This is a genomic window from Paenochrobactrum gallinarii (genome assembly GCF_014205685.1).
GTDB classification, from domain to species: Bacteria; Pseudomonadota; Alphaproteobacteria; order Rhizobiales; family Rhizobiaceae; genus Paenochrobactrum; species Paenochrobactrum gallinarii.
In genome coordinates, this window is the sequence record NZ_JACIIU010000010.1 from 1 (window position 1) to 12,454 (window position 12,454).

Consider the following 12,454-nt stretch of genomic DNA (forward strand, 5'->3'; position numbering starts at 1 on the left):
GTGCGCTCCAGCAGTGCTGCAACGCCACCTTCTTCAACAGCTGCTTTATAGCGATAAAAAGTATCGCGCGACAGTCCCATCACCTGACAGGCTTTCGAAACATTGCCGAGTTCTTCCGCCAAATTTAACAGGCCTGTTTTATGTTTGATGATTTTATCTGTAGAATGCAACATTGTGGTTTCCTTCGTTTTGAGGTTAGGTTTGCACCACTATCAAAACCGATAACCACAAAGCTCTGCAAGAGCCTACACCGTTCCCATTTCGCTAAGCCTAAATGGGAGCGGTGTCAGATCAAATCAGAACTAATACAACTAAACAAATACAGCCCCGTCCTAAACAGGCGGGGCTTTTTTATTTTGCTTCTTTAACACCTTCTTCTTTATGGTCGCCACAAAACCACAGTTGGCCGTAACGGCCTTGAAAGCCAAAACTGCCCCATTTCTTGCAGCCGTTATGCATGCACCAGTGTTCGTCCATTCCTTTGGATGTTCTGACCTTCTTCTCATCGCTCATGCTATGCCACCTACGAAGCCACTTAATTCCTTAAGGCGCTCCATAGCCATACGGAATCGGCCATCACATCCTTTGCCACGGCATCGTGAGCGGCGCTCGACTTCATCTAGGTAAAGTTGCTCATAGCCTTCCTTCTTACAAATGTCTGCCTTCCTGATGTAAACAAGGCGTCCACATTTTAGGCATATCATTTCCAAGTGTTGATCATCTTCCAGATCTCGGACTTGTATTTGGCTTTTCCAGCTCATATCGTTGGCTCCAAAATCAGGCGAGTAGCATCACTCTCACGCAACAAAATGCGCAAGTTTATGTCTGCAAAATGTGAACTTGTTTTTAGTCTTCTTGTGCCGCTGGCACTTCGCCATAAGAGGCGAGCAGGCGCGGTTCATTCATATCGCCGCTCTCTTCATCGACCACCACGGCATAAGCCACAACGCCTGCAAAGCGCTCCGCCATGAGGCCAGCAATCCTTTTTGCGCTTTCTTCAGTTTGGGCTGGTCGCATTTCGGCAGCGGTTAAATTTCGGCGATTTTTCCGATAGGGGATTACAATGAACTTTTCGGTTGTTTGCGTATTGGTGCTCACGACTCGTACTCCTTTTGTTCTAAAATGTATTAAATAGGAATATTTGTCAATAATTAGGTATATGTTCCGCATGGGGAGATGTGGAGAATGTAAAATAAGTGAGCGATTTCAAACTTTATGAGAGGTTTGACTGAGGGCAATAAAATTACAATTTGGCTAATACCTTGGCGCTGGCAGCTCAACAGTTATAGGAATCAGCCAAGTGTTGCGATCACAAAACTGCGCCTAGAACCCGTAGTTAGAACAGGGATTCAAGTTAGGATAGGACACATCTAAAGCTATCCGTTTTATTTCACGGTTATGTCAAATGAATAAAAACTGGAAAAACACCAATGAAATCAATGGTTATGGCGGAGGGGGTGGGATTCGAACCCACGGTACGGTCACCCGCACGCCGGTTTTCAAGACCGGTGCCTTAAACCACTCGGCCACCCCTCCGGCTAACACTTTATATTTGAACAAGAAGAACAAATATGCGCCCATATAAGGCAATATGAGCAGTGCTGAATGTCGCCTTTATATGCAAATCATTTGAAACGTCAACTGCTTATTATGCTTAAAGAAAAAATAATTGAATGAAGCTGTTAATAACAGTTTTTAGGGGGCCTCGCAGCTTTCCGGAACACTCTTTTCCAGATCAAGCGGTGAGGGGGTAAGACTACCTGTCATAATCTCCAATGGTTTAAACGGTGGCTCTTCCTGCATAGCCGGATTTGTCATTCGCAAAGTGTAACAACCGGTAAAGACAGTTTTTTTACCATCATTATCTTCTGCTTCAATCGCAAGTGGAAGGCTCCAGTAAATTTGTCCGGCACCTGGGTCGGGCTCAATGTGTCTGGTTTTTACACGTACAGATTTAGTATTTTCGTAGCCTTTGGCAAAATCATCAAAATGCGGATCACGGCCTTCTTCTGAATAATAGCTATAGGCGCGCACATATTCCTTACGATTGATCGCATTGTAATATGATTCAATCAATGTTTCGGGATTACTGCGATTATCAAGATAGTCAGGGACTTTTTCCGTTTCTTCAACCTCGTCCTGAACGGCAGGAGCTTCAGTCTTTTCAACGGTTTCAGCTGTCGCAGCAGGTTTAGGCTCTTTTTCATTGGCTGAAGCCGGCAGGCAAGACAAACCGCTAATGACAGCAGCGAGCATCAGCCCGCGCATGGTCACATCCTGCTTTTGTGCATATATCTGTCGCATGAAATGATCCTTGTTAATTTATGAGCTAGCCGCAAAACATTGATCCCTTGCGATCAGCATTGTAGGATACTAAATATAGTGAAATCATGGCAAATTAAGTGAAGTTTTGTGATCGCCACGATTCTTGATTTTCTTGCTGATAGATTCAGTACTTTTGTACAAATTGAAAGTGAATAAAATGGGCCGTTTTGCAGTAATGACCTTGACCGATGCTGCTGCTGGTCGTGTGAATGAAATTGTTGAAGCGCGTGAAGATGCGCATGGCATCCGCATTGGCGTCAAAAAAGGCGGCTGTGCGGGAATGGAATATACGATCGATTTGGTCAATGAGCCGCAGCAAGGAGACGATCTGGTGCAGCATAATGGTGCGCATGTTTATATTGCGCCACAGGCCGTTATGTTTTTGCTGGGTACACAAATGGACTTTGAAGTGACGCCATTACGCACTGGCTTTGTTTTCAACAATCCAAACCAGACCTCGGCATGTGGTTGCGGTGAATCAATTGAACTGACGCCAGTCTCTGAAGAGAAGCTTCGTGAGCTTGAAAGCAATTTATAAAGAATTTATAATAATATATTGAAATCATTATAAAAAAGCCCGCCATTTTATCTAAATGGCGGGCTGCTTCTTTTAAGCGCGGGCAGGGAGCTTTCCGGCATCACGGCGCACGAGATAAAGCGATGCGCCGACAATGAGGGCTGCGCCAAACCAGAAATTATTATCCGGCACTGCGGCAAAGACGATCCAGCCGAGAATGACATTGATCGGCAGTTTCAGATCATCAAATGGTTGCAGGAAGACAGCATCTGCTTCGGAATAAGCTGCGATTTGGCAATATTGCGCAATCGCGGTGAGGGTGCCAATCAGAATAAGAATAAACCAAACCTCCATCGCCGGCGCTGCCATTTCCGGCATACCGATGCCTGATGCAACCCATAAACCTGCATTGATTGGCGAAAGCAGAACCAGCATATAGATGGAGATGCTGACAGAGCGCTCAAAACGCGTCAGATATTTGGTCATGACGGAATATCCCGCCCAGAGAGCTGCCGCCAGCACTGGCAGCAAAGCATAGGCGGTATAGGTGTCAGACCATGGTGCCAGAATAATCACGGCACCGGAAAAGCCGACAATAGCGGTGATAAGGCGCGCCGGAGTGACAACTTCTTTCAAGAAAAACCGTGCAAATAGGATCACGAAAAATGGTGATGTCATTGCCAGTGCAATGACCTGCCAAATTGGCACATGGGTGAGGGCGTAGATCCACACCTGCACGCCAGCTGCGGCCAATGCAACGCGCATAATATGCAGCATCAAATGGTTGGTGCGTAATGCCTGCAAGCCAAGACGGAACACGAAAGGCAGTGTAAGAATAAGGGCAATAATATATTGCCAAAAGGCAATCATAACCGATGGAATGCCTGTTTTAGTGCCAGCCCATTGGGTGGCGACATTGACGCCTGCATAGGCAACACAAGCAGCCAACATCAGGCTAGCGCCAAGTACAGACGATCTGGTCGTTTTAACAGAGGTAATTTGGCTCAACGTTGTTTTCCTGTCTCGTTAGCCTGTCACCTCAGGGTACGGGTAGAAAACAACAATAGCAGGCGGCCAAAAGCCGTTTGCGCATGCAGCATTCACACCACGCTCTCTCTCATCCGGACTATGACCGTCGGCTTCGGAGTTACACCGAATCTGCTGACCCTGACAAGAAATGTCAGGCGCTCGCGGGCTTTCGAATAAGTTTTATTCGTTACCGCCGGTGGGGAATTTCACCCCGCCCTGAGAACTGGATTTCATTAATCTAGCAGCTAAAGACCAAAATCTGATCTCTGGCTGCATATGAGATAGGATATGTGTGGCGTTAAATCAATCTATAGATGGATTTAACGCTTTAAGTATGGGATGCATTTGATGATGCAAACTCACCCATAAGCATTTCAAAGTCTTCAAAAGGCGGGAAACCTTCATAGCTGTGAGTGGCAGGTGTCTGCGCCCAGGCTAGTTTTTCCTTGGTCATTGTTTCGATAAACGGGACGAACCACGCATGATCTTCAAATAATGACGGACGCACATTGAGAAAGCCGTCAACGCCTTCAATGCGGGTATACATCCACGTCATGCAGTGATCGCAGAAATAATGATGCTGTTGGGCTCCATGCAAACCACCGATAACAGGTTTTCCTTGTGTGACTTTAAATCCGGAAGAGGGAACCATCGCGGTTAATGAAAACGCACTGCTGCTCATGGTCTGGCAGCCGGTACAATGGCAAGCTGCTGTCATGATCGGAGCAGCAGTGACTTCAATTTTGACCTGACCGCAACGACATTGTCCGCTTAGTGGTAATCGAGGCATTTTCATCAATTGCATCCTTCAAAGAATAATATTTATTTTACAAATTCTTTGAAACCTTATCAATCAAATGTTCGCTACATGTGCCATTCGACGCTTAAGTGAGAGAGGCTTATTCTATCTTGTAAAATACGCGCATCATGGTTAGATAAGATAGGTTATGGAACAAAGTGATGTGAGCAGTTGAGGTTTTACGGGTATTTAAGCCTCAATCAGCTTGATAATGATTGTGGTTGAAGCGTCAGGCTTATAGCGCGCACACCGTCAACGCCTGACGCTTGGTGTTTTTAACTGATAACCTTAATTTCTGTTTTAACAGAATTGGCAATGAAACACTGTTCATGTGCTAAATGGTGTAATTGCGCTTCCGCTTCAGCGCTTGGCTTCTCACCACCGTAAATGATCTCTGGCTTTAACTCGACACGGCTTACAAGGATTTTACCGTCAATCTTTTCCATGAATCCGGTTGCTTTATCTGTATAGCTTTCAATGACAATGCGCTTGGCTGCGGCCACGCCAAGAAATGTAAGCATGTGACAGCTTGAAATAGCTGCAATGAAAGCCTCTTCCGGATCAACATTAGCTTCAACCGAATAAGGCAGCGGAATGACATGTGGTGATGATGAAGCCGGAACAACCTGACCGCCATCAAAACGCCAGATATGCGCACGGCTATATTTCTTATCCGTAAAAACAGCGCCTTCACGCTCCCAATGCACTTCCACAGACATTTCCATCATACGCGTCCTTTATCGGTTCATGTGCCTCACTATACTATGTCAGGATGAAAGGCAGAACCAGTCCGCAACAGACAAATTATCGATTGCAGAGATTTTATACATTAAATGCGCAAGAAGACGTAAAAGGCACTTGTTCGATATTTGTTCTCATGTTAATTCGAGAAATAATGCTGAAACTGCTCTTCACTATGTGGTTGTCGAGTTCCATATAACTGATCAGTAAAGCAGTAAATGAACCGGATGCCGTGATGACGTGCGTTTTGCGCAGCGTCCAAGCAAGCTGGTTTGGGCATGATTTGAAGCAGGCAGAACGCAAAATGAGTGAACATAAATTCATCTCCATCCGTGGCGCACGTGAGCATAATCTGAAGAATATTGATCTGGATTTGCCGCGTGACAAGCTGATTGTCATGACAGGTCTTTCCGGCTCCGGTAAGTCATCACTTGCCTTTGACACGATTTATGCTGAAGGCCAGCGCCGCTATGTGGAGAGCCTTTCGGCCTATGCGCGCCAGTTTCTGGAAATGATGCAAAAGCCGGATGTCGATCAGATCGACGGGCTTTCACCTGCCATTTCAATTGAACAAAAAACCACCAGCCGCAATCCGCGATCGACCGTTGGTACTGTTACCGAAATTTATGACTATCTGCGTCTGCTGTTTGCGCGCGTAGGGGTGCCCTACTCGCCAGCCACTGGTTTGCCGATTGAAAGCCAGACCGTCAGCCAGATGGTCGATCGCGTTTTAGCTCTCGAAGAAGGCACACGTCTTTATATTCTGGCGCCGATTGTACGTGGTCGTAAGGGCGAATATCGCAAAGAACTGCTGGAATTGCAGAAAAAAGGCTTTCAGCGCGTCAAAATTGACGGTGAGTTTTATGAAATCGCCGATGCTCCACCGCTTGATAAGAAATATAAGCACGATATTGACGTTGTAGTGGATCGTCTTGTGGTGCGTGCTGATATCGGCTCGCGTTTGGCTGACAGTTTGGAAACCTGTCTGCAATTAGCAGAAGGTTTGGCGATTGCAGAATTTGCCGACAAACCACTGCCGGATTCTGAAAAAGCCGGTCAGTCTGCCAATAAATCAAAGAATGAAACCCATGAACGCGTGATGTTCTCGGAGAAGTTTGCCTGTCCTGTGTCAGGCTTTACTATTCCTGAGATCGAACCGCGTTTGTTTTCCTTTAACAACCCGTTTGGCGCCTGCCCGACCTGCGATGGCTTGGGTACGCAACAGGCTATCGATCCCAACCTGATTATCCCGGATACAGCCCTTGCTTTGAAAAATGGCGCTGTGGCACCATGGGCAAAATCCTCGTCGCCTTATTATAACCAGACACTGGAAGCGCTTGCTAAATCCTATGAGTTTGCGATGTCTGACAAGTGGAGCGAATTGTCGGAAATTGCTAAAAAAGCTATTCTTTACGGCACAGGCGGCAATGAAATTACCTTCGCCTATAATGATGGCACACGGTCGTATCAAACGACTAAAAGCTTTGAAGGTGTTATTCCTAATTTGGAGCGCCGCTGGAAAGAGACGGATTCGGCCTGGTCGCGTGAGGAAATTGAACGCTTCATGTCCTCCAGTCCCTGCCCGTCTTGCAAAGGTTATCGCCTGAAACCTGAGGCGTTGGCTGTGAAGATTGGTGGTCTGCATATTGGACAGATTACTGAGCAATCTATTCGTGTGGCTGATGATTGGTTTAAGAATGTCGATAGTGGTTTTAATGACAAGCAGCGTGAGATTGCGGCGCGTATTCTGAAGGAAATCCGCGAACGTCTTCGCTTTTTGAATGATGTCGGTCTTGAATATCTGACTTTGTCGCGTAATTCCGGCACATTGTCAGGTGGTGAAAGCCAGCGTATTCGTCTTGCATCACAAATTGGCTCTGGCTTAACCGGTGTTCTTTATGTGCTTGATGAGCCGTCCATCGGCTTGCATCAGCGCGATAATGCCCGTTTGCTTGATACTTTGCGCCATTTGCGTGATCTCGGCAACACGGTGATTGTTGTTGAGCATGATGAAGATGCCATTCTGACCGCTGATTATGTGGTTGATATCGGCCCTGCTGCCGGTGTGCATGGCGGACAGGTGATTGCGCAAGGTACGCCTGAGCAAGTTATGGCGTCCAAGGATTCGCTGACCGGTAAATATCTTTCCGGTGCACTGGATGTTGCAGTGCCCGCAGAACGCCGTGCACTTTCTGAAACAAAACGCCTTAAAGTGATCGGTGCGCGCGGCAACAATCTTAAAAATGTTTCAGCTGAAATTCCGCTTGGCACTTTTGCATGCGTCACCGGTGTTTCAGGTGGTGGTAAATCAACCTTCCTGATTGAAACTTTGTTTAAATCAGCATCGCGCAAGATTATGGGCTCGCGTGAGCATCCGGCTGAACATGACCGGATTGAGGGGCTCGAGTTCCTTGACAAGGTCATTGATATTGACCAGTCACCGATTGGTCGTACACCAAGATCGAACCCTGCCACTTATACTGGCGCATTTACTCCTATTCGCGATTGGTTTGCCGGGCTTCCTGAAGCGAAAGCGCGTGGTTATCAGGCAGGCCGCTTCTCATTCAACGTCAAAGGCGGCCGCTGTGAGGCTTGTCAGGGCGATGGACTCATTAAAATTGAGATGCACTTCCTGCCGGATGTTTATGTCACTTGTGATGTGTGCGATGGCAAGCGTTATAACCGTGAAACACTCGAAGTTCTGTTTAAAGGCAAGTCGATTGCCGACGTGCTGGACATGACCGTGGAAGAAGGCGCTGAATTCTTCTCGGCGGTGCCATCTGTGCGCGACAAGCTCGAAACTTTGGTAAAGGTTGGCCTGGGGTATGTGAAGGTTGGCCAGCAGGCAACAACCCTTTCCGGTGGTGAGGCGCAGCGCGTCAAGCTTGCTAAAGAACTCTCCAGAAAAGCGACTGGTCGCACGCTTTATATTCTTGATGAGCCGACAACCGGTTTGCACTTCCATGATGTGGCAAAACTATTGGAAGTACTGCATGAACTGGTGGATCAGGGCAACACGGTTGCTGTGATTGAGCATAATCTGGAAGTGATCAAGACAGCAGACTGGATCATCGATATCGGGCCGGAAGGCGGTGATGGCGGCGGTCAGATTGTGGCGATGGGACGCCCGGAAGATATTGTGAAAGTTCAGGCATCTTATACCGGTAAATATCTGAAAGAACTTTTGGAGCGTCGTCCAAATCAAAAAACAGAGGCCGCTGAGTAATTCAGCGGCCAGTAAAATCTGCTAATATTTGCGGTATCATCAGGGGCAGATCTTCAGCAATGAGGCCTGCCCCCTGTTTTTTCGCAGCCTCACAATGGAACCATACGGCGGCAGATGCGGCCTCAAAGACTGGCATTCCGGCTGCCAGTAAGCCTGTAATCATACCGGCCAATACATCACCTGATCCGGCGGTTGCCAGCAGTGGTGTGCCATTATCATTATAAGAATATCTGCCATCAGGCAGTGCCACAATAGTTTGTGCGCCTTTATAGACGACACATGCCCCTGCCCTTATGGCAGCTTGGCTGGCTTTTTCTGCCTTTGTTAGTTTCTCATTATCTGCAATATCGGGAAATAAACGGCGAAACTCGCCTTCATGCGGCGTTAAAACCACGGCAATCTGTGATGCATGAATGCTGGCAAATAATGCATCTGCCATTTCTTTAAATGATGACAAAGCATCTGCATCCAGTATCAGTGCGTTTGTTTTAGCTTTTTTGAGCAAAGTGATGCAGTCATTACGTGTTTTTACGCCCAACCCATATGCCGGACCGATAAGCGCTGCTGTAACAAGCCTGTTTTCGATGCAATCCACCGCATCCTGAATGGTTCTGGTTTCCCGCAACATGATGCTGGTCAGGTGGGATGCATTAACGAGCAGTGCATCCGATGGCGAAAGAACGGTTACTAGCCCTGCTCCGATCCGCGCTGCACTTATGGCTGCAAGGCGTGCAGCGCCTGTATTTGTGAGGCCGCCAGAAAAGACGAGCGCATGACCACGTTTATATTTATGGGTTTCTGCGTCTAAGCGCGGCAGTGCATTTTTCCATAATGGCGGTTCATTGAGTGCTGCGGTTCCCATTTTTTCACCAATATTATTGCTGTGCAGATTAGCCTGATTTCTAAAGCATCATAATGCCTAAAAAATAGGCAGTCCATTATACTTCAGACATGCCTGATATCTAATCATCTTGTTACGGAGCTGCACTATGCACGTTTTTCTCTCATTTTTTACGAGGGAAAACATAGATAATGAAATTTTTTAAAAACAATTACAACTTGGCACGAAACATGCTTTTATCCTTCATAACCGGATCAGATAAGCGGAGCCTTCGAGAATGAAGAAAATTGAAGCCATAATAAAGCCGTTCAAGCTTGATGAAGTTAAAGAAGCTCTACAGGATGTTGGCCTGCAAGGTATCACCGTCATTGAAGCCAAAGGCTTTGGCCGTCAAAAAGGCCATACAGAGCTTTATCGGGGCGCCGAATATGTGGTGGATTTTCTGCCGAAAGTAAAAATCGAAGTGGTTGTCACCGACGAAGCTCTGGAAGGTGCGATTGAGGCCATCCGCAAAGCCGCACAGACGGGACGCATCGGCGACGGTAAGATTTTCGTCTCCAATATTGAAGAAGTCATTCGCATCCGCACCGGTGAAACCGGACCGGACGCAATTTAGTTTAAAACTTTACTCCCAGCGATCATCAGCCCAAGGATAAATTTAAAATGACCACGCCGCATGATATTCTAAAACTGATCACCGATAACGAGATTAAATTTGTTGATCTGCGCTTCACAGATCCTAAAGGCAAGCTGCACCACCTGACCATGGATGTCAGCTTTGTTGACGAGGATATGTTTACCGATGGCGTTATGTTTGACGGCTCTTCCATCGGCGGCTGGAAGGCAATCAATGAATCCGACATGGTGTTGATGCCGGATCCTGAAACCGTACATATCGACCCTTTCTTCGCGCATCCGACACTGGTTCTGTTCTGTGATATCCTTGATCCGATTTCCGGCGAAGCCTATGCACGCGACCCGCGCACCACAGCCAAAAAAGCAGAAGCTTATGTGAGCGCACTGGGCTTTGGTGACACTGTATTTATTGGCCCAGAAGCTGAATTTTTCCTCTTTGATGATGTGAAGTTCAGCACAGACTCTTACAATACCGGTTTCAAACTGGATGCCTATGATCTGCCAAGCAACAATGATCGTGATCTTGAAAGCGGCAATTTGGGTCACCGGCCTCGCAAACAGGGCGGCTACTTCCCTGTGCCGCCGGTCGACTCCGCACAGGATATCCGCTCTGAAATGCTCAGCATTTTGAGTGAAATGGGCGTAACAGTTGAAAAGCATCACCATGAAGTGGCTGCAGCCCAGCACGAACTTGGTTTGAAATTCGACACGCTCGTTCGTAATGCCGACAAGATGCAGATCCATAAATATGTCGTGCATCAGGTAGCCAATTCTTATGGTAAAACCGCAACCTTCATGCCTAAGCCTGTATTCGGCGAAAGCGGTTCGGGCATGCATGTGCATTTGTCGATCTGGAAAGATGGCAAGCCGACATTTGCCGGTAATGAATATGCAGGACTTTCAGAAACCTGCCTTTACTTCATCGGCGGCATCATCAAGCATGCTAAAGCGATCAACGCATTCAGCAACCCTTCAACCAACTCTTACAAGCGTTTGGTGCCGGGCTATGAGGCGCCTGTTCTCTTGGCTTATTCTGCACGTAACCGTTCCGCTTCGTGCCGTATTCCGTTTGGTTCTTCGCCAAAATCCAAGCGCGTTGAAGTGCGTTATCCTGATCCGTCAGCAAACCCGTATCTCTGCTTCGCAGCATTGTTGATGGCTGGTCTTGACGGTATCAAAAACAAAATTCACCCAGGTCAGCCAATGGATAAAGATCTTTATGATCTGCCAGCCAAAGAGCTGAAAGAAATCCCTACTGTTTGCGCTTCTTTGCGTGAGGCATTGGAAAGCCTTGATAAGGATCGTGAATTCCTGAAAGCCGGTGGTGTCTTTGAAGACGAGCAGATCGACAGCTTCATTGAACTGAAAATGGCTGAAGTGATGCGTTATGAAATGACCCCGCATCCGGTCGAATTTGATATGTATTATTCTTGCTAATACTAAAAAGCCCCGATGAAAATCGGGGCTTTTTTAATTAAATCATATAGTTATAAAAACAACCTAAGATTATGATATAGCTTTCAAAAGTGCATCAGCCGCAAACATTTCCGCAGAACGCTTATTGCGACGCCAGACAGCTTCCTCGTCTTCGCCCCAATTTTCAATTGTCCAATCTTCATCCAGATGCGCCAGTTTCCATGCTTCTTCAGCTGTTAAATGCTGCTTGTAAATCGCAAGCGAGAGCAAGGCAGAGCCGGTTAATGTGGTAAATGTATGCAGCACTGCCAGCGTCACCGGATCATTGGCACTGGATAAATGCACACCAAAGGCAGCAATCGCTTCGCGTGGTTGTTCGACATGCATCACACCTTCTGCAAGATTGAAGCGCGCGCCTAAACTTTCTGCCCAATCAATAATCGGATCCCATTGTTTGGTCTGGCGATCAACCAATTCCTGCGGACTGTCGGCACGATAAAACAGCATATCGCAAGAGGCAAAACGCAGAATATCTTCAAAGACTGCCTGATGATCGAGAGCGATACCATCAATCGCTGTGTTGACCAGCCGGGTGACCGGCATGGTTTCAGCGTTAACAACTTCCTTTTGCGCCTCAAACTCGTCAGCGATAAGCTGTGCTGCGGCATGTGTGGTGAGCACTAAAGGCTGTCGTGCAGGTGTGCGCACCAGCTTACCATCAAGCTGTACGGTAAAACCGCCTTCGGCCCCGGCCACTTCGGCTTTTTCATAAAAACGCTTCGGTAATGGTGCTTTCATCTGAATTTGGGCGCGGCGCACCGGATCAGGATCAGAAAGTGTTGGCCCTGCTTCAAGGTCAGATAAAATATCGCGCATATTTAAGTTCCGTCTTTAAGTGAATATCATTGCCGCTTAAAAAGCGTG

The 12,454-nt window shown here is 47.1% G+C and carries 13 protein-coding genes, 1 tRNA gene and 1 riboswitch; of the genes, 4 read left to right on the forward strand and 10 right to left on the reverse strand.

The genetic code is table 11. The annotated features are described in order from the left end of the window. The 5 genes from FHS77_RS10395 to FHS77_RS10415 all read right to left on the reverse strand — a co-directional run. Positions 1 to 173: helix-turn-helix domain-containing protein (locus FHS77_RS10395; RefSeq protein WP_184223071.1), on the reverse strand; the 173-nt coding region annotated here is incomplete at its 3' end. A gap of 178 nt (positions 174 to 351) precedes the next feature. Beyond that, positions 352 to 513: a hypothetical protein gene (locus tag FHS77_RS10400; RefSeq protein WP_184223073.1), complete on the reverse strand. Its 162-nt coding sequence runs from the start codon at positions 511 to 513 to the stop codon at positions 352 to 354. A 333-nt stretch (positions 514 to 846) separates the two neighbouring features. Next, positions 847 to 1,098, reverse strand: coding sequence for a hypothetical protein (locus tag FHS77_RS10405; protein ID WP_184223075.1), 252 nt, complete (start codon positions 1,096 to 1,098; stop codon positions 847 to 849). Between the two features lie 348 nt (positions 1,099 to 1,446). Continuing rightward, a tRNA-Ser gene (locus FHS77_RS10410) sits at positions 1,447 to 1,536 on the reverse strand. A 159-nt stretch (positions 1,537 to 1,695) separates the two neighbouring features. Further along, positions 1,696 to 2,304, reverse strand: coding sequence for a Cif family virulence factor (locus FHS77_RS10415; RefSeq protein WP_246431294.1), 609 nt, complete (start codon positions 2,302 to 2,304; stop codon positions 1,696 to 1,698). A gap of 178 nt (positions 2,305 to 2,482) precedes the next feature. On the opposite strand from FHS77_RS10415, the gene sufA reads away from it, so the two are divergent. Further along, entirely contained in the window at positions 2,483 to 2,863 is a 381-nt protein-coding gene (gene sufA / locus FHS77_RS10420; protein WP_184223077.1) for a Fe-S cluster assembly scaffold SufA, read from the forward strand. Positions 2,864 to 2,935: 72 nt separating this feature from the next. Here the strand turns inward: sufA and FHS77_RS10425 are convergent, their stop codons facing one another. The 3 genes from FHS77_RS10425 to FHS77_RS10435 form a co-directional block, all read right to left on the reverse strand. Continuing rightward, positions 2,936 to 3,850: a DMT family transporter gene (locus FHS77_RS10425; protein ID WP_281383603.1), complete on the reverse strand. Its 915-nt coding sequence runs from the start codon at positions 3,848 to 3,850 to the stop codon at positions 2,936 to 2,938. A gap of 97 nt (positions 3,851 to 3,947) precedes the next feature. After that, positions 3,948 to 4,099: riboswitch (FMN riboswitch) on the reverse strand. Between the two features lie 100 nt (positions 4,100 to 4,199). Then, positions 4,200 to 4,667, reverse strand: a complete 468-nt coding sequence (locus FHS77_RS10430) for a GFA family protein (protein ID WP_184223079.1) — start codon at positions 4,665 to 4,667, stop codon at positions 4,200 to 4,202. A 278-nt stretch (positions 4,668 to 4,945) separates the two neighbouring features. After that, entirely contained in the window at positions 4,946 to 5,398 is a 453-nt protein-coding gene (locus tag FHS77_RS10435) for an OsmC family protein (RefSeq protein WP_184223081.1), read from the reverse strand. 317 nt (positions 5,399 to 5,715) lie between these two features. On the opposite strand from FHS77_RS10435, the gene uvrA reads away from it, so the two are divergent. After that, positions 5,716 to 8,637, forward strand: coding sequence for an excinuclease ABC subunit UvrA (gene uvrA / locus FHS77_RS10440; protein ID WP_184223083.1), 2,922 nt, complete (start codon positions 5,716 to 5,718; stop codon positions 8,635 to 8,637). A gap of 1 nt (position 8,638) precedes the next feature. Here uvrA and FHS77_RS10445 read toward each other — a convergent pair whose 3' ends face one another. Then, complete coding sequence (locus FHS77_RS10445) at positions 8,639 to 9,499, reverse strand: NAD(P)H-hydrate dehydratase (protein ID WP_184223085.1); 861 nt, start codon at positions 9,497 to 9,499, stop codon at positions 8,639 to 8,641. 256 nt (positions 9,500 to 9,755) lie between these two features. Between FHS77_RS10445 and FHS77_RS10450 the strand changes: the two genes are divergently transcribed. Further along, complete coding sequence (locus FHS77_RS10450; protein WP_184223087.1) at positions 9,756 to 10,094, forward strand: P-II family nitrogen regulator; 339 nt, start codon at positions 9,756 to 9,758, stop codon at positions 10,092 to 10,094. A 47-nt stretch (positions 10,095 to 10,141) separates the two neighbouring features. Then, positions 10,142 to 11,551 carry a type I glutamate--ammonia ligase gene (gene glnA, locus FHS77_RS10455; RefSeq protein ID WP_184223089.1) on the forward strand — a complete coding sequence of 470 codons (1,410 nt, stop codon included), beginning with the start codon at positions 10,142 to 10,144 and terminating at the stop codon, positions 11,549 to 11,551. 69 nt (positions 11,552 to 11,620) lie between these two features. Here the strand turns inward: glnA and FHS77_RS10460 are convergent, their stop codons facing one another. After that, the gene (locus FHS77_RS10460) at positions 11,621 to 12,406 is read right to left on the reverse strand and encodes an ATP12 family chaperone protein (RefSeq protein ID WP_184223091.1); all 786 of its coding nucleotides are present in this window, start codon (positions 12,404 to 12,406) and stop codon (positions 11,621 to 11,623) included. Between the last annotated feature and the right edge of the window lie 48 nt (positions 12,407 to 12,454).